The organism is Pseudomonas sp. (genome assembly GCF_036404235.1).
Lineage (GTDB): Bacteria > Pseudomonadota > Gammaproteobacteria > Pseudomonadales > Pseudomonadaceae > Aquipseudomonas.
Map to the genome: position 1 here is coordinate 55,128 of NZ_DASWOT010000119.1, position 17,740 is coordinate 72,867.

Here is a 17,740-nt window from a genome sequence, read left to right on the forward strand (position 1 = left end):
AACCACCATCCTCTGGATGCGCGAGTAGGCCCGCTATTAACTTTTCTCTTTTAGCCGTATTGGATTAGCCGATGAACACACTATTCGTGAGTCTGCTGTTGACGTTGGGTATCTCTGGCGCCGCCCAAGCCGCCGATGCATTGACGGGCGACCCTGCTGCTGGTCAGGCGAAAACCGCGGTTTGTGGTGCCTGCCACGGTCCGGACGGCAATAGCGTGGCACCCACTTTCCCCAAACTTGCGGGGCAGGGGCAACGCTATCTACTCAAGCAGCTTCACGAAATCAAGGATGGCAAGCGCGTCGTGCTGGAGATGACCGGTCTGTTGAACAATTTCAACGACCAGGATCTGGCCGATATCGCCGCCTATTTTGCCACTCAAAAAGGCAGCGTCGGTGCGGCTGACCCCAAACTCGTTGCCCATGGTGAAGAGCTGTTTCGTGGCGGCAAGCTTGATGTGGGCCTGCCGGCCTGCACCGGTTGCCATTCACCTAATGGTACGGGCAACGCTGCCGCAGGCTTTCCGCACCTTGGCGGTCAGCACGCCGATTATGTGAAAAAGCAACTGACGGCGTTCCGTGAAGGCGAACGGACCAACGATGGTGACACCATGGTCATGCGCAGCATCGCCAGTAAATTGAGCAACAAGGACATCGATGCGTTGTCGGCCTACATTCAAGGTCTGCACTAAGACCTGATGAGCATAGGGTTTTGATACACGCTCATAGACATATGCGCACATGAATCCTGCTTCGGCGGGCCAAAAAGGGTAGCGAACGGCTGCCCTTTTTTGTGCCCGCAGGCGTTACACTGGCGAACTCACGCCTCCACGTCCGGTCCAAATCCGGTCGCGTCCAGGCGACCTTTCATGCCCAGGAGTTAAGCATGCGTAATCTGATTCTCAGCGCCGCTCTGGTTGTTACCAGTCTGTTCGGTTTGTCCGCTCAAGCCGCAGAGCCAATCGAGGCCGGTAAACAATATGTCGAGCTGAGCAGCGCCGTCCCTGTATCCGAGCCAGGCAAGATCGAAGTCGTCGAAATGTTCTGGTACGGCTGCCCACACTGCTACGCCTTTGAGCCGACCATCAACCCGTGGGTTGAAAAGCTGCCGGCCGACGTTCACTTCGTGCGTATTCCTGCGATGTTCGGCGGCCCTTGGGACGCACACGGTCAACTGTTTATCACCCTCGACACCATGGGTGTAGAGCACAAGGTTCACGCTGCGGTATTCGAGGCCATTCAGAAGGGCGGCAAACGTCTGACCGATCCAAACGACATGGCCGAATTTGTCGCCACACAAGGTGTCGACAAAACCAAATTCCTTGAAACCTTCAACTCGTTCGCAGTGAAGGGCAAGATCGCTCAATACAAAGAGCTGGCCAAGAAATACGACATCACCGGTGTACCGACCATGATCGTCAATGGCAAATACCGTTTTGACCTGGGTAGCGCGGGTGGTCCAGAGCAAACCTTGCAGGTCGCCGATCAGCTTATCGCCAAAGAGCGTGCCGCGATGGCCGCCAAGTAAGGCGGGGCCGCCATGGCGCGCTGGGGCAGCATAGAACGCACCGTTGGCCGGCATACCGCAAAGGTCAATGAGTGCCATCTGCAAGAGACTGGATTGCCGGCTGACGGTCGGCTCCGTTTACTCAGTTTCAATATTCAGGTTGGTATCAACACCGAGCGTTATCGCCATTACCTGACCCGTGGCTGGCAGCATTTGCTACCCGCCACGGGCCGCGCGGGCAATCTGCAAAAGATTGGCAACCTGCTGCGCGACTATGACCTGGTTGCCCTGCAGGAAGTCGACGGTGGAAGTCTTCGGTCTGGCTATATCAATCAAGTCGAGCACCTTGCCCAGCTCGGGGCCTTTCCGTACTGGCATCAACAACTCAATCGTAACCTTGGCCGTTTTGGCCAGCACAGCAACGGTGTACTCAGTCGTTTGCGTCCCTGGGAAATCGAAGACCATCCACTGCCCGGTCCCGCCGGACGTGGCGCGATTCTGGTTCGGTTCGGCGAAGGCCCTGACGCGTTGATCGTGGTAGTCATGCACTTGGCGCTGGGCGCTCGTACGCGCACACGGCAACTGGCCTACATCCGAGAGTTGATCGGCGGTTATCGCCATCAAGTGCTGATGGGCGACATGAATACTCATGCGTCCGACCTGCTTGAGCTTTCGCCGCTGCGCGACCTTGGCCTGCTGGCCCCGCAGATCGAAGCGACATTTCCCAGCTGGCGCCCGCAGCGTTGCCTGGACCACATTCTTCTCAGCCCGACCCTCACGCTTGAAAAAGTGCAGGTGCTGGCTCAGCCCATTTCCGATCATCTGCCGGTTGCGGTGGAGATTCGCTTGCCAGCCTCATTAATTGGCGATTCCCTGCCGATAACAAGCTCATCTCCTCTCGGACCTGTGGAATGAGTGACGAAGCACAGCGCTGGAAAGAAAAATACCTCAAGAGCATTGATCAGCAAGACAAGTTGGAGCGACGCTGGAATGCGCGGCTCGACTTGTTGCGACGTGGTCTGGTGCGTAGCAGTCTGGCGGCCGAGGGTGCCGACAAGGCTGTAGACCAGTGCATGAAGGAAATGCGCGAAGTTGTGCGTAAAGACGACATGGACGCAGGGCTGGCAGCACTGATACCGCGCCTGGAAAAGGCCGTGCTCGATTCTGAGCAGCGTCGTGAAAAACGTGTCGAGCAAATGGGCACTGCGCTGATGTCGCTTGTGGTGCAACTGCAGGCGCTGCCGCTGCCCAAAGAGGTGAGCAAACCGCTCAAGCTTCTGGCGAAGGGGCTTGAAGAGCGCGTCAATCAGGCGCGCGAGCTACCGCTGCTGCTCGGGGAACTCAGTGGTTTGCAAGGTCAGGCGCTAGCGCTGTTGGAGCACCCGGATTTGGCCGCGCGGCCAGGCTTTTTGCAACGACTGTTCGGCGGCCGGGGGGCTGGTGAGCAAGAGCCTGCCATTCAGACTCCCGATCAGCCGCCATCCACGCCTAGTCCTGCGCTTGAATCCGCGACGCAGCAGCGCGATGTCGATGGCCCTGCACCTACCGAGGCCGCGGAGCCCCAAAGGGCGCAGTGGAGCAACGAGGCGCCTGTGCAATCCGAGCCTCAAGATCGCCTGTCGAGTGCCGGAGCAGAGCAGCCCGTCGTCCTTATCGTCGAGCCATCGCCCCTTGCTCGACCTGCTGCATCACAACCCCCGGCGGCTCTGCCAGAACAAGCAGCCTTGCCTGTCGAAACGGTTATCACCCAAGACAGTGCGCAAGAAAAATACGCGACGCAGGCACAGGCACCTGAATTGGCCGTAGCAGATGCGGTTGCTTGTGCCGCGCCGTCTATAGAAGCAGAGAACCCTCAGCCGTTATCTCAAGCGCTAGCCGAGCCTGAAGCGCAAGCGGCCCCCGATGCTGCCCTGCAATCAGTCGACTCCAATGCTGAGTCGGAGCCCATTGAAGACACGCCTGTCGAGTCAGAGGAAAGCGATGACCTCGACCAAACAGACGACGACGGTCCTTACGCGCTGCCGTCCTCGCCGGAACCCAGCTACAGCTCGGTCGCGGCGCACATCGAACACACCCTGCTGGGTCTGCTGAGCGATCTGACACTGCCAGAACATCACCGCCCGCAAGCCGAAGCGATGCGCGCGCGTTTGGAGCACGGCCTCAACTGGTATGAGTTGTTGCCCATCCTCGACGATCTGGCGGTCTTGATGCTTGCCATCACGGACAGTGGGCAGCACGAGTTCGAGATCTACCTCAAGCAACTGAACGAGCGACTGGAGTCGTTTCAGAGCAATCTGCAAGCTGCCAGCACGGGCTTGGCGGATACCCAATCGGCCTCGCGCCAACTGGACGATCAACTGCGCGAGCATGTGGACGGCTTGCAGAGCAGTGTGCAGCAAGCCGCTGACCTCGACAGCCTGAAAAGCGTGCTGGAGAACCGCCTTGAAGGGTTGATCGGTACCATGGATCAACATCAGAAAGCGCGTGACGCACGCGAACAAGAGGTCGCTACCAAGCTGCAATCGCTGGCGGGGCGGGTTGCAACGATGGAGCAGGAAGCGCAGGGTTTTCGCGTTCATCTGGAGGAGCAGCGGCAAAAAGCGCTGCTCGACACGCTGACCGGTTTACCCAATCGCGCGGCCTGGAATGAACGTCTCGATCATGACATCGAGCAACTGCAAAAAAACCGCAGTAGCCTGCTGATGGGCATTCTGGATCTGGATCACTTCAAGCGTATCAACGATGGATACGGGCATCTGGCGGGCGACAAAGTACTGAAGATCATTGCCTCACAACTGCGCAAGCGTCTGCGGCCAAGCGACTTCATTGCCCGCTATGGCGGTGAAGAGTTCGTTTTCCTGCTGCCTCATACAGCGATGTCCGACGGGCTGGTGTTGCTTGAAAGTCTGCGCTCGACCGTCGAGCAATGCCCTTTCCACTTCAAGGGTGAGCCGGTGACGATTACGGTGTCGATGGGGGTTACGACATTCAAGGCCGGCGAGCGCAGCGATGTTGCGCTCAAGCGCGCCGACGAGGCGTTGTATAGAGCCAAGAACGAGGGCCGTAACCGCATCGAGCAGGCTTGATCGATGCGACCAAGCAGTAAGAGGGTGTTTCATTTGCGGTCTTTCTTTGGGCGCTCTGGCGAGCTTACGTTATGCTATTGCATTACTTGCCTATGTGTTCTGTCTTGATATGAAGATGCTCTGCGCCGTTCTCCTGCTCCTACTGACCGCCTGCACCAGTGGGCCGAAACTCGACACCACCCATCCTTCTGCCAACTACGATAACCGCGTGCAGTTCGTGGTGGTGCATTACACGTCAGCATCGTTGGAGCGTTCGCTGCAATTGTTGACCCATGGCGAAGTCAGCAGTCACTACCTGATCGGGGACGATGCCCCGGCAACTATTTATAAGCTGGTGGACGAACATCAGCGAGCCTGGCACGCCGGCGAGAGCGAATGGGAAGGCCGTACTTGGTTGAACTCAAGTTCCATCGGCATTGAAATAGTCAATCCAGGCTACCAGGACACGCCAACTGGCAAGGTTTGGTATCCCTACAGCGAGGCGCAGATTCAGGCGCTGATCGTGCTGCTCAAAGATATCGCTCAGCGCAACCGCATTGAGCCCCGGCATATCATCGGCCACAGCGATATCGCACCGCTGCGCAAACTCGATCCCGGCCCGATGTTCCCCTGGAAGCGGCTGGCGCGAGAGGGCCTTGGTCTCTGGCCGGACGAGCGGTTGGTCGCTCAACGACAAGCGCAAATGATGGGTAATGTGCCGAGTATTTCCTGGTTCCAGCAGCAGTTGGCGTTACTCGGATACCCTACCCCGCAAACGGGTGAACTGGATGTTGCCACTCGGCACGTTTTGGCAGCTTTCCAGATGCATTACCGCCCGGAAAAATTTGAGGGCGAGCCTGATCTGCAAAGTGCAGCTATCCTCCAGGTGCTCAATCTCAAGAATTAAATGTCTTTGATCGTCCGTTTTGACGGGCTATTTCTGTGCATGTTGCTATACCTCATTGGTATTTGACTGGATACCAACCGATGTTGATGGCAACAATTCAATTGCGCTCAGTCTTCTATCGTCCGGTGCTGCTGGCTTTGCTGGCGGCGTTGTTGAGCGCGGCTGTATTGTTGTCGGGCAGCTTCGGCTTGGCAATGCATCAGGCACGGCAGCAGGAAAGTGCCCAGATGAATGCTCAGGGCGAGCGCTTCCTGGTTCGTCTTGAACAGCTGTTTGGTCAGTTGCGTGCGGGGCTGGATCAGCTAGAAGCTCAGCCGTTGCGCGAATGCAGTACGCAGATGATCGACCGTCTGCGCGAGGTCAACGCGCGCTTTCGCTTCATTTACGAAGCTGCGTTCGTCACCGACACCCAGTCCTGCTCCAGCTGGACACAGGAAAGCATGATCAACAAGCTCCGAGCCCCTGATATTCGCGGCCCGACTTACGATTACTGGCTTAACACCTCAACCCAGCCCGACGACAACCTCGCATCGCTGATGCTTGGGCGCGGCGATTTTCGCGTGTCGACTTCCCGTGGTCACTTGACCGATGTGGTGGACTTACCCGCAGGCGGCAGTCTCGTCGTGGTCTTGAACAATGGCAGCAAGGCTATTCCCGTATTGGGCCCGGCGCAGATCTGGCCGCCCACCGACGACTGGTCGCCGACATCCGTCGAGACCTTGATCACGACCCAGGATCAATTGATCTACCGGATGCCCACACAAAGCCCCGAATACCAGTTGGTGCTGATCACGCCACGTAGCGGCCTGCAGCAAAAGATCACCGGCGCCTGGTGGTTACTGGTGCCGACCAGTGTTCTGGTGTCGCTGTGTATCGGTGCGCTGGTGCTGCAACTGGTTCGCCAACGGCTGTCGCTGGGTGGCGAGTTGCACGGCGCATTACGACGTGGCGAATTGAAGGTGCTTTACCAGCCCATATTCGACCTTAATACGCGGCTGTGCGTGGGGGCTGAAGCGTTGGTACGCTGGCGACGGCCGGATGGAACGCTGACCAGTCCCGACCTGTTCATTCCATTGGCTGAGAATACCGGGCAAATTCGTCAGATTACCGATTTCGTCCTTCAGCAATTGCTTGAGCATCTGGGGCAACTGCTGCGCGCTAATCCGCATTTGTACATTTCGGTCAACCTTGCGGCGTGTGATGTCATGGCGCCGAGGATTGGCCGAGTAACGTCCAGGCTTCTGGCGTTGCACCGCGTAGCGCCACGGCAGATCGCGTTCGAAGTGACCGAGCGTGGGCTGATCGATGTGGTGGTGGCGCGCAATCATCTGCAGGCGCTTCGCGACCGTGGGCATCAGGTGTTGATCGACGATTTCGGCACCGGTTATTGCAGCCTTGCGTACCTGCAAACGCTACCAGTTGATTGCCTGAAGATCGATAAAGCATTCATCGACGCGCTGGGGCACGATGCGGCCAGCAGTGGCGTGGCGCCGCATATCATTCGCATGGCGCACGCGCTGCAATTGAGGGTGATTGCCGAGGGTATCGAGTTTGAATCGCAAGCCTTGTTGCTCAAAAGCGAGGGTGTGATTTATGGCCAGGGTTGGTTATTCGCCAGGCCGTTGACCGCGAACAAATTTATCGAATTGGTCACGGGTGGGCGACGCAACGTCGGCCGTCGCGCAGACGATGTGGCCTGAACCAGGCCTTTTGCGCTTGGGCCTACAGTGGCAACGCCATGTAGAACTGCGTGCCTTGGGCGGGACGTGAGTAAACACCCATTCGCCCGCCATGCAGTTGCACGATTTCTTTGCACAGTGCCAATCCCAACCCCGCGCCCCCCTTCTTGCGCCCGACCTGAACGAACGGCTCGAAGATCCGGGCTTGTTGGCCGTAGGCGATGCCCTCGCCATTGTCTTCGACACTGACGATCAAGCGCTCACCGTGGCGGCGGGCCTGCAAACGGATCAGCCCGCCTTGGGGCGTATGGCGCAGCGCATTGTCGAGGAGGTTGTCGAGTACGCGCTCCAACTGGCCTTTGTCGGCATGCAGGCGCGGCAGAGGTTCCTGCATTTCCACCAGCAGGATGGTGTCTTGATCGTGAGCTTGATCGACGAAGCGCAGACGCGATTCTTCCAGCAATTGGCTGACGTCGCAGGGCGCCAGGGTGAGTTTTTGCAGGCCGTTCTGATAGCGCGAGAAATTCAGCAGGTCATTGATCAATTGCATCAGACGTTGCATTTCTTCATTGACGGTCTTGAGCAGATCCGCCTCGCGCGATTCTGCCGGGAAATGCAGACGCTCTTGTAGCAAGCCGAAGGCCATGTGCATGCCAGTGACTGGCGTGCGCAGTTCGTGGGACGCCCGCAGCACGAATTCACTGCGAACGCGCTCGAACGCTCGCTGCTCGGTCACGTCGTGCAGCACCATCACTGCGCCCTGAATATGGCCTTTTGTATGACTGACCGGCGTCAGGCTATAGGTCAGCAGGCGCGTTTCGCCATCAATCTCGATGGACAGGTCTTCAGGCGCCCGCTCCAGCGTGCCGCCACGCAATACCAGATAAAGCTGCTCATCGAGTTCGGGGCGATCAAGTGCTGCACCGAGCCCCAACCCAAGGCGGTCTTCTTCCCAACCCAGTTGCCGTTGTGCGACCGGGTTCAAGTGTTCCAGTCGCCCTTGGTGATCAATCATCAGCAAGCCGTCATCAATACTGTCGAGCACCGCTTGCAGGCGCTGCTGCCCCGCCAGCAACTCGTCGACGTTAGTGACTTGATGCTGGCGCAAAGCTTCGGCCATCACGCCGAAACGGCGTGTCAGCAGGTTCATTTCGGCCGCTGACGAAATCGGCAGTGTCACCTCGAAGTTACCTTGGCCAATGTTGTCGGCTGCTTTGGCAAGCGCTTCGATAGGCGCACCAAATCGTCTGGCAATCCCGTGTGCTGTGATGAAGCCGATGCCCAGCACTGCCAGCCCTACCAGTCCAAGCAACGCCGATACCCACAACGCATGAGTGCGAGCACCGTTTTCGGATTCGTTGATGTTCTCAAGCGCTTGCCGGTGGGCATTGAGCAGACCATTGCGCAACACGTTGAAACTCGTAGTGAGCGGCTCGTTGTCACTGATGGGCTGCGTTGCATTTCTGGAATGCTCGTACGCCTGGAGAAACAGCTGGTAATCCTCTCGAGCCTGTTCAAAGCCGTTATGCTCGTTGGTCTGTAGATCGTGATCGATACCTTTGTTCAGTAGGTCCCGAAACTGTTGCTGTGCTCGCGAGAGGTCCGGCTGTACGGGGTTTTTCCTCAGCATCATGACCAATTGGTCGCCCAGGTTTTGCCGTAGCTGCAGACCCAGGTCGAGGGTGACGAAGTTACGCTGAACCAGCATTTCCTGCGACTTCGCCATTTGCAAGACGGAGACAAGCCCCAGCAGCAAACCAACCATTGCGACCGTGATCAGGGCCGAAATGCTGAGGAACAGGCGGGTGCGTAACTTCATCGCGAACTTCATGAGCAGTCAATCACAGGTTGTACTGCTTGCGCTTGCGGTACAGCGTCGAGGCGTCGATGCCCAGGGTTTTGGCGGCCTGATCCAGGGTATCGCTGGTGGCTAAAACGGCCCCGATATGGGCCTTTTCCAGATCGTCCAGGCTCATTGCAGCACCCACGCGCGGAGCATTATTGACGGGCTGTTCGGCCATGCCTAAGTGGCTGATTTCAACTTTTTCCTGCGGGCAGATGATGCTCGCCCGTTCAACCACGTTGCGCAGTTCGCGGATGTTCCCTGGCCAGCGGTAATTGAGCAGGGCAGCCCTCGCCAGATCACTGAATCCGCGTGCCGGACGTCCATACTCTTTGACGAAGCGCGCCAAAAAGCGGTCTGCAAGCGTCAGGATGTCCTCGCTACGTTCGCGCAACGCAGGCAGGTTCAGGGTAATAACGTTCAGGCGATACAACAGGTCTTCGCGAAAACGCCCTTCGCGAACCATGTCTTCGAGATTGAGGTTGGTGGCCGCCAGGATGCGTACATCGGCGCGGCGAGTCACCGGGTCGCCTACGCGTTCGTATTCCTTGTCCTGAATAAAGCGCAAGAGTTTTGGCTGTAGCGTCAGTGGGAAATCGCCGATTTCGTCGAGAAACAATGTCCCGCCGTCTGCCTGATTCACTCGACCGAGGGTGCTCTCGCTGGCGCCGGTAAAGGCGCCGCGACTGTGGCCGAACAGCTCGCTTTCCATTAATTCGGCGGTCAGCGAAGGGCAGTTAATCGTCACGCAGGACTTCTTCGCCCGCTTGCTCCAGCCATGAATGGCGCGTGCCAGTTCACCTTTACCGGTGCCTGACTCGCCCAGAATCAGGATGTTGGCGTCGGTGTTGGCGACCTGACGGGCCGTCTCCAGAATCGCCATCATCGATGGGCTGTGCGAATCCAGCCCGTCCTTGGGTTTGCGCACTTCGCCTTCCAACGCTTCCAGCCTGGCCGATAGCTGGCGCACTTCCAATTGCTTGGCCGTCGCCAGGCGCAGTTGATCGGGGCTGCACGGCTTGACCAGATAATCGGCGGCGCCAGCTTGAATGGCATCCACGGCAGTGTCGACCGCTGAATGAGCGGTCACGATGACCACGCGCATCCAAGGCGCCTGAATACGCATCTGCGCTAATACGTCCAAGCCGTTGTCTTCACCCAGACGCAGATCCAGGAAGCACAAATCGAACACCTGACGTTGCAGCAGCGCCTCGGCCTGAGCCGCACTGTTGGCGGTGGCCACGCTGTACCCTTCGTCCTCCAGGCAATAGCGGAAGGTGCGAAGGATGGCGGACTCATCATCCACAAGCAGAATACGGCCCTGATTCTCAGTGGCTGCTTCCATTTTTCCTACGCTCCTGTACGAATGATCTTTGTTAGTCACGGAAACATCTTGCAAGTTGCATGGTTGATTCTGATTGATTAACCGTGCGCCATGGTACTTATCTGCCGAAAATTCTCGGATGCTCTGATCTCATGCCTCTATTACTGCGTGAATGCGTGACAACAGCGCTTGCGAACAACTCAGTGATGGCATTTTGGATAGAACCACTGCGCCAATGGAAAGTCTCTCAAGTAGACCCATTGGCAACCGTTGGAGATTTGTCATGCATCCGCTTAAAAAGATCGTCCTGGCCACTGCCACCGTTAGCATGTTGGGACTTGCGCCGTTTTTTATCCCGGCGGCTCAGGCCGCGCAGGGCGATCTGCAGACTCAGCTGGCCGAGGCTCGACAAGAAGGCTCGATCTGGACTGCGTTCGCACTCAACCGGCACTTGAGTCCATTCAATATCTCGGTCGACGTTGAACAAGGCACCGCTATTCTCAAAGGCAAGGTGGAAAACGAGGTCGACAAAGAACTGGCCGGGCAAATTGCCGCAGATACCCAAGGCATCAACAAGGTCGATAACCAACTGCAGATCGACAGCGCTGTTGCTTCTGAGCCCGGTACCAAGGCCAACATGGCCCAGCGTTTCGAAGACGCGACGCTGACGGCGACAATCAAATCCAAACTACTTTGGAACAGCGTGACCGAGGCGCTGAAGATCGACGTGAACAGCCAACAGGGCGTTGTCACCCTCAAGGGGCAGGCGCAAAGCGCGCAGGCCAAGGAGTTGGCGGGCAGCCTTGCGAGCAATACCGATGGCGTGACTGAGGTGAACAACCTTATCAGTCTCAGTGCCCGCGACACCCAGGCGATCAAGGATCAAAACGCGGCGCAGGCCGATAGCGTGCGTGAGGAGTTCAGTGATGCGTGGATCACCAGCAAGGTTAAATCCAGCTTGATCTACAGCCGCAATCTGGATGGCTTGAACATCAAGGTTCAGACCAAAGCGGGAATCGTCAGCCTGGAGGGTGTGGTCGCCAATTACGCCGAGAAAGAACTCGCCGTTGAAATCGCGCGCAATATTCGTGGGGTCAAAGGTGTGGATGCCGACACGCTGCGGGTGATGACTCGCACGACAGGGTAATCCATCGCGACACCTAGGCGATGTGCGGCGCACTTACCGCACAGGTGGCTATAGATGCTGTCCTCACTGCCTGTGCCAAGGTGTTTGCCGGCAAGCGCGGCTTCAGCAACTTTTCATCACTTCGTGCATTACGCACGATGCCAAATGATCAATCGTGCAGCTTGCGTGTAAAGGATGTCTTTCATCTATCGATAACCTATTGATTTATATTGTTTTTATTGAAGATAAAAAGCTGGCACACAGACTGCAATAACTCAATCAAGAAAGGCTTGGATAGACGGCCAACAAGGTTGATCGCCACCTTAGTGGGAGGAGCATCGGAATGAACACTCAACGTCTCGCTCGTCTGCGTATTGCGCCGCTGCATGTGCAGCAAGGTTTGTTCGCTAGCCTGGCGCTGATGGTCACTCTGATCGCAGCTCAACAATTCAATCGTTGGAATCAAGATCAAGAAGTCACCCAGATCGACCCTGCCTACAGTCGCAGCGCACTCTTGGCTAAAGCACCGGTGTTGCAGGCCAGGGAGGTTGCGTTGAGTTTTCAGCCTGTAGATGAAAAAGCACCTGCCGTTGACCAAACACCCCGTCAGCAAAGCTGGGTGTTCTAAGCAGCGTTTGTATCTTCTGGCCGATTGAAGCCAGAGGCGTATCTGCATCGAAAAATCGATTCCGATTCGATGTATAGAAAATTAAAACAGTAAGGAGAATCACCATGTTGAGTTGGGCAATCACGTTTCTGATCATCGCTATCGTCGCTGCGGTCCTGGGCTTCGGTGGTATCGCAGGTACTGCAACGGGTATCGCCAAGATTCTCTTCGTTGTTTTTCTGGTGATGTTTGTCGTTTCGTTCTTCTTCGGTCGTCGCGGTCGAGGCTGACATGACGCGTAAACCCTTGCATGCCGTGGCGCTGACTATTCTGATGAGCAGCAGTGCCATGGTCATGGCGGCCAACGATGGGCAGTCTCGGGTCAATGAGCTTCTGAGCTCTGATCCCCAATACCGCCAGACATGGTCAAGCGTTGTTAAGAAGGAGGAGCGATTGCCCGATTGGGTGATCAATCTATCCGGTGCTTCCGATCAAATGACCGCCGTTACCGAAAAAGGTGACGGTTATTTGGTAGGGCCGCTGTGCGAGACGCAGGACACCTGCACCAGCAAGCGACTTATCGTGGCGTTCAGCCTCGACAAGAAAGATGCCTACGCGATGCTGGTTGAAGTGCCTGCAGGTTTGCCAGCAGATAAGTCACCGACGCGTCACGCCGATTACCGCTTTCTTGGCAAGCCTAATGAAGGTATTCAGGCGTTGTTGAGAGAGCAACTGAAAAAAGACCCTAATTGGTACTGATTGAAAACGGAAGATCTATAGATGCACTGATCTTCCTGTTCGATGCGCAGCCCTAGGGGGCATGGAGTGCCTCCTTATGGGCCGGGTCAGGAAGGCGCGGCGCGCAAAACGCCTTCGCTTTCAGCGCTCATTTCCCTGCCTTTTCCCCCCACGTTCCTGGCGTTTGATGTTTAGCGTCTTACACGCTGCCGAGAAACGTCTTACGACCGTATATCGAGAAAAAACACCCTCAAGTTCGCCGCCGCGCAGGGTGAGTTTTCTTCGTCCTGCTTTTGAAAATCCTCTGCTTGCCAAGCCACAGGCGACGTTTTACCCACTTCTGCGCACACATTCAGCGCCCTCAGACCTGCTCTCAAATGTCGAAATCGCTAAGTCATTGATTTTATTCATGCCGATTCGGCATGAGGTAGTCATCTACGGCATTAGACGACAGGGGCTTACGTGGGAATAGTTGCGGCCTTTTTCGCCTGCCAAGAGCTCGGATGCTCGTTTTGCGGTGACCTGCTGGGCGTTTCCAAGGGCGCCAGTGCTTCAAGCTGCTCTTTCGGGTGCAGGTTCGGATGCGTTGGTTGAGGAATGTCCAAGCCATCTGAAACAAGGGTAATGACATGAAAAAGGCAAAGCTGAGCCTCGCCTGGCAAATTCTCATCGGGCTGGTATTGGGGATCGCCGTCGGCGCGGTGCTTAGTCAGTTCAGTGCAGAGAAGGCCTGGTGGATCAACACGATTTTGCAACCGGCGGGTGAAATCTTCATTCGGCTGATCAAGATGATCGTCATCCCCATCGTGATCTCGTCGTTGGTTGTCGGCATCGCTGGCATGGGCGATGCGAAGAAGCTTGGACGCATCGGGCTCAAGACCATCCTTTATTTCGAAGTCGTCACCACCCTCGCTATTGTCGTGGGCCTGCTGTTGGCGGATCTGTTCCATCCTGGCTCAGGCATCGACATGAGCACGTTGGGGACTGTGGACATCTCGCAATATGAGAAGACCACCTCCGAGGTACAACATGATCACGCGTTCGTGGCGACGATCCTCAACCTGATCCCCTCGAACATCTTCGCGGCCATCAGCCGTGGCGACATGCTGCCGATCATTTTCTTCTCGGTGTTCTTCGGGTTAGGTCTATCGAGCCTGCAAGCCGAGGTGCGCGAGCCGTTGGTGAAAGTGTTCCAGGGCGTCTCGGAAACCATGTTCAAAGTCACGCACATGATCATGAACTACGCGCCAATTGGGGTGTTTGCGCTGATCGCGGTCACGGTCGCCAACTTTGGCTTTGCATCATTGCTGCCTTTGGCCAAGCTGGTGATTCTGGTTTACGTCGCCATTGCCTTCTTCGCCTTTGTGGTGCTCGGCCTGATCGCTCGCCTGTTCGGCTTCTCGGTGCTCAAGCTGATACGCATCTTCAAGGACGAGCTGATTTTGGCCTACTCCACCGCCAGCTCGGAAACCGTGCTGCCACGGGTAATCGAGAAGATGGAGGCCTACGGCGCGCCGAAAGCCATCAGCAGCTTTGTGGTGCCGACCGGTTACTCGTTCAACCTCGATGGCTCGACGCTGTACCAAAGCATCGCAGCCCTGTTCATCGCGCAGTTGTATGGCATCGACCTGTCGATTGGACAGCAATTGATGCTGGTACTGACATTGATGGTCACCTCCAAAGGCATTGCTGGCGTGCCGGGTGTGTCCTTCGTGGTGCTGTTGGCCACCTTGGGCAGCGTGGGTATTCCGCTGGAGGGTCTGGCATTCATCGCAGGCGTCGACCGGATCATGGACATGGCCCGTACGGCGCTGAACGTGATCGGCAACGCTTTGGCGGTATTGGTCATCTCTCGTTGGGAAGGCCTGTACGACGATGCCAAAGGCGAGCGCTATTGGAACTCCCTGCCGCATTGGCGCAGCAAAGAGCCGTTGCCCACAGGCGATGCTACTGTCGATTGACTGCTTGAGCGCTTAAGCACAAACCCCGGATTTCCGGGGTTTGTTGTTTTTACTTGGGCAGCTCTCTCGATGGGCGAGGCAAGGCCGCTCCCAAACAGCACATTCCCAGGATCTCAACTCCCCGAGCCCAAACTCAATCCGGGGTTTGTTGTTTACGCCCCCGCCGCTATCATCCCCCGCATCTTTCGAGGGATTTACCGATGCTCAATGGCCTATGGCTTGGCTTTTTTCTTGTGGCGGCGGTGTCGGCGCTTTCGCAGTGGTTGATTGGCGGCAATTCCGGGATTTTCGCGACGATGGTCGAAAGCATTTTCGCCATGGCCAAGCTGTCGGTCGATGTGATGATTTTGTTGTTCGGCACGCTAACCTTGTGGCTGGGCTTCCTGAAAATCGCCGAGAAGGCGGGCATTGTCCAATGGCTGGCCAAAGTCCTGGGGCCGCTGTTCACCCGCTTGATGCCGGAAGTCCCGCCGGGTCATCCTGCCCTGGGCCTGATCACCCTCAACTTCGCCGCCAATGCGCTGGGCCTGGACAACGCCGCCACGCCCATCGGCCTAAAGGCCATCCGCGCGCTACAGGATTTGAACCCTAGTCAAACCGTCGCCAGCAACGCGCAGATCCTGTTTCTGGTACTCAACGCCTCTTCATTGACGCTGTTGCCGGTGACGATTTTCATGTACCGCACCCAGCAAGGTGCTCCCGACCCGACCATGGTCTTTTTGCCGATCCTGCTGGCGACCAGCGCCTCGACCCTGGTCGGATTGCTGTCGGTGGCGTTCATGCAGCGTTTGCGCCTGTGGGACCCGGTGGTGCTGGCGTACCTGATTCCCGGTGCTTTGCTGTTGGGCGGCTTCATGGCGGTGCTGGCGGGGCTTTCGGCTACCGCGCTGGCGACCTTGTCCTCGGTGTTGGGCAACGTGACGTTGTTTGGCCTGATCATTTTGTTTTTGGTCATCGGCGCGCTGCGTAAGGTCAAGGTCTATGAGGCATTCATCGAAGGCGCGAAGGAAGGCTTCGATGTGGCGAAGAATCTGCTGCCGTATCTGGTAGCGATGTTGTGCGCGGTGGGCGTGCTGCGGGCGTCAGGCGCTCTGGATCTGATCCTTGAAGGGATTCGCCATGTGATTGTGTCGGCCGGGCTGGACGCACGCTTTGTCGATGCACTGCCGACCGCGCTGGTCAAACCGTTCTCGGGCAGCGCCGCGCGGGCCATGCTGATCGAAACCATGCAGACCCAAGGCGTAGACAGCTTTCCGGCGTTGGTCGCGGCAACCATTCAGGGCAGCACGGAAACCACTTTCTACGTGCTTGCCGTGTATTTCGGAGCCGTAGGCATTCAGCGTGCGCGACATGCGGTGGGCTGTGCGCTGCTGGCTGAACTGGCTGGCGTAATCGCGGCGATTTTCGTCTGCTACTGGTTTTTCGGTGCGGTCGCGTAGTTGTTCTGACCCTGTTCTACCGTCCATTGCAGCAGTTGGGCGGTCAGCGCATCGCTGGCCTGCCCGAAACCTGCAACCACTGCGGCGACTTGCTTGTCAGCCACGGGTTGATGCACTTCGAAGCGATGGCTGGCGATGATGCGCTGCCGATCATTGACGATCCGCGCATCCAGCCGAATCACCACTTCGATGGCCTGGCCTTTGTATTCGCTCTGGAATGCTTGCAACTCCCCGCCCAACTCGAAATCCGCCTGCAGATTGCTCTCATCGGTGCTGATCGACTGCACTCGCCCGTCCCGATAAAACGCATCGGTCAGCCGGTTGCGCAACAGCACGGGCGCCGGATCACTCCAGCGTGCGCCCTTGTAATTGCTGATGACGTCACCTTGGGGAGTCACCGCGATACGAGGGCTGTCCAGCACTTCGCTGGCTTTAGGCCGGACTATCCGAAGCGACCACGACACCGGCGTCGGGTTTTTCGTGCCGGTGAGGGCCGTCGGCAAGCGATAGACAACGGAGGGTTCGGTCTTGGGCAAAATCGAACAGCCGCTCGACAGCAGGATCACGCCAACGACGAGTAACTGGCTGACTGACTGACGGACACGCCTCATGGCTCAAACTCCTTGTTCTTGTCGCTGCCGAGGAGATAACCGCTGGGGTTAGCGTCCAGGCGGCGGGAAATGGTTTTCAACGAGGTGAGGGTTTCGCGCAATTCGCGAATCGCCGGGCCGAGTTCGCCCAACCCTTGCATGCCGCCGTTGAGGGAATCCTGGTTGTTGGTCAGCAGCGCATTGATCCTGGCGCTGCTTTGTTCCAGCGATTTCATCGCGTTTGCGGCGCTGCCGATCACCTGCTTGCCATCGCTGGTCAACACGTTATTGGCGTTGCGCATCAACAGCGACGTTTGCTCCAGCGTGCCACCTGCTTGTTTGCTGAGAACGGTCAGTTGCTTGAGGGCCTGACGAATGTCATCGCGCTGATCGGCAATCGCGCCGGTGGTTTGCTCAAGGTGTTCGAGTGTCTGGGTCAGGGTTTGCACGTTTTTCGAAGAAAACAGCTCGTTGGCGTTGTGCAGTAGAACGTTAATCCCGGTCATGAGGTCGTTGCTGTTGTTCAGCAAGCGTGCAATGGGCGAGGGCGCCGCGATGATGGTCGGCAGCTTGTCTTGTTCGCCAACCAGTTCTGGGCTCTGTGGGGTGCCGCCGCTGAGTTGGATGATCGAGGTGCCGGTGATGCCGTTCAACGCCAGCTTGGCCTGGGTGTCTTCCTTGATGGGTGTATCGCCCGTGATGCGGATTTGTGCGAGCACTCGGCGAGGGTCCTGCGGGTCCAGCTTGAGCTGAACCACGTCGCCGACCTTGATCCCGCTGTACTGCACGGCGCTACCGCGTGACAGGCCGGTGACGGCCTCGTTGAACACGATCTGGTAATCCTTGAATGCGGTGTCGACACTGGATTTGGCCAGCCACAGGCCGAACAGCAGCGCAGCGGTGACCACAATGACCGTAAACAGGCCGATCAGCACGTGATGGGCACGGGTTTCCATC

At 57.3% G+C, this 17,740-nt stretch carries 16 protein-coding genes; 12 read left to right on the forward strand and 4 right to left on the reverse strand.

Features of this window, described 5'->3' with window-relative positions; genetic code table 11:
* The first annotated feature begins 71 nt into the window (after nucleotides 1-71).
* The 6 genes from VGC62_RS15060 to VGC62_RS15085 all read left to right on the forward strand — a co-directional run bounded on the left by VGC62_RS15060 (nucleotide 72) and on the right by VGC62_RS15085 (nucleotide 7,176).
* Nucleotides 72-689 (forward strand): c-type cytochrome, encoded by a 618-nt coding sequence (locus tag VGC62_RS15060; RefSeq protein ID WP_331187879.1) that lies wholly within the window; start codon nucleotides 72-74, stop codon nucleotides 687-689.
* A 194-nt stretch (nucleotides 690-883) separates the two neighbouring features.
* Nucleotides 884-1,525, forward strand: coding sequence for a thiol:disulfide interchange protein DsbA/DsbL (locus tag VGC62_RS15065; RefSeq protein ID WP_331187880.1), 642 nt, complete (start codon nucleotides 884-886; stop codon nucleotides 1,523-1,525).
* A 12-nt stretch (nucleotides 1,526-1,537) separates the two neighbouring features.
* Nucleotides 1,538-2,419, forward strand: coding sequence for an endonuclease/exonuclease/phosphatase family protein (locus VGC62_RS15070; RefSeq protein WP_331187881.1), 882 nt, complete (start codon nucleotides 1,538-1,540; stop codon nucleotides 2,417-2,419).
* Nucleotides 2,416-4,590, forward strand: a complete 2,175-nt coding sequence (locus VGC62_RS15075) for a diguanylate cyclase (protein ID WP_331187882.1) — start codon at nucleotides 2,416-2,418, stop codon at nucleotides 4,588-4,590. Before VGC62_RS15070 ends, VGC62_RS15075 begins: the two co-directional genes overlap by 4 nt.
* A 109-nt stretch (nucleotides 4,591-4,699) precedes the next feature.
* On the forward strand, nucleotides 4,700-5,476 hold the full coding sequence (locus tag VGC62_RS15080; RefSeq protein WP_331187883.1) for an N-acetylmuramoyl-L-alanine amidase: 777 nt from the start codon (nucleotides 4,700-4,702) through the stop codon (nucleotides 5,474-5,476).
* An 80-nt stretch (nucleotides 5,477-5,556) separates the two neighbouring features.
* On the forward strand, nucleotides 5,557-7,176 hold the full coding sequence (locus VGC62_RS15085; RefSeq protein WP_331187884.1) for an EAL domain-containing protein: 1,620 nt from the start codon (nucleotides 5,557-5,559) through the stop codon (nucleotides 7,174-7,176).
* Nucleotides 7,177-7,198: 22 nt separating this feature from the next.
* On the opposite strand, the gene VGC62_RS15090 is transcribed toward VGC62_RS15085, so the two are convergent.
* Together VGC62_RS15090 and algB are read right to left on the reverse strand one after the other, a co-directional pair.
* Entirely contained in the window at nucleotides 7,199-8,986 is a 1,788-nt protein-coding gene (locus VGC62_RS15090; RefSeq protein ID WP_331187885.1) for a KinB sensor domain-containing domain, read from the reverse strand.
* Between the two features lie 10 nt (nucleotides 8,987-8,996).
* Nucleotides 8,997-10,343 (reverse strand): sigma-54-dependent response regulator transcription factor AlgB, encoded by a 1,347-nt coding sequence (gene algB / locus VGC62_RS15095; protein ID WP_331187886.1) that lies wholly within the window; start codon nucleotides 10,341-10,343, stop codon nucleotides 8,997-8,999.
* A gap of 262 nt (nucleotides 10,344-10,605) precedes the next feature.
* Here algB and VGC62_RS15100 point away from each other — a divergent pair, with 262 nt between their 5' ends.
* The 6 genes from VGC62_RS15100 to VGC62_RS15125 all read left to right on the forward strand — a co-directional run bounded on the left by VGC62_RS15100 (nucleotide 10,606) and on the right by VGC62_RS15125 (nucleotide 16,193).
* Nucleotides 10,606-11,469, forward strand: a complete 864-nt coding sequence (locus tag VGC62_RS15100) for a BON domain-containing protein (RefSeq protein WP_331187887.1) — start codon at nucleotides 10,606-10,608, stop codon at nucleotides 11,467-11,469.
* Between the two features lie 322 nt (nucleotides 11,470-11,791).
* Entirely contained in the window at nucleotides 11,792-12,076 is a 285-nt protein-coding gene (locus VGC62_RS15105) for a hypothetical protein (RefSeq protein WP_331187888.1), read from the forward strand.
* A gap of 104 nt (nucleotides 12,077-12,180) precedes the next feature.
* A complete protein-coding gene (locus VGC62_RS15110; RefSeq protein WP_002555679.1) occupies nucleotides 12,181-12,345 on the forward strand; it encodes a DUF1328 domain-containing protein in 165 nt (54 codons plus the stop codon).
* A 1-nt stretch (nucleotide 12,346) separates the two neighbouring features.
* The gene (locus tag VGC62_RS15115; RefSeq protein ID WP_331187889.1) at nucleotides 12,347-12,814 is read left to right on the forward strand and encodes an inhibitor of vertebrate lysozyme family protein; all 468 of its coding nucleotides are present in this window, start codon (nucleotides 12,347-12,349) and stop codon (nucleotides 12,812-12,814) included.
* Between the two features lie 608 nt (nucleotides 12,815-13,422).
* Nucleotides 13,423-14,754 (forward strand): glutamate/aspartate:proton symporter GltP, encoded by a 1,332-nt coding sequence (gene gltP, locus VGC62_RS15120; protein WP_331187890.1) that lies wholly within the window; start codon nucleotides 13,423-13,425, stop codon nucleotides 14,752-14,754.
* A gap of 200 nt (nucleotides 14,755-14,954) precedes the next feature.
* Entirely contained in the window at nucleotides 14,955-16,193 is a 1,239-nt protein-coding gene (locus VGC62_RS15125) for a nucleoside recognition domain-containing protein (RefSeq protein ID WP_331187891.1), read from the forward strand.
* On the opposite strand, the gene VGC62_RS15130 is transcribed toward VGC62_RS15125, so the two are convergent.
* Nucleotides 16,166-16,804 (reverse strand): ABC-type transport auxiliary lipoprotein family protein, encoded by a 639-nt coding sequence (locus tag VGC62_RS15130; RefSeq protein WP_331187892.1) that lies wholly within the window; start codon nucleotides 16,802-16,804, stop codon nucleotides 16,166-16,168. The two genes, VGC62_RS15125 and VGC62_RS15130, sit on opposite strands and share 28 nt — an antisense overlap.
* Entirely contained in the window at nucleotides 16,801-17,739 is a 939-nt protein-coding gene (locus VGC62_RS15135) for an MlaD family protein (RefSeq protein WP_331187893.1), read from the reverse strand. Before VGC62_RS15135 ends, VGC62_RS15130 begins: the two co-directional genes overlap by 4 nt.
* Between the last annotated feature and the right edge of the window lies 1 nt (nucleotide 17,740).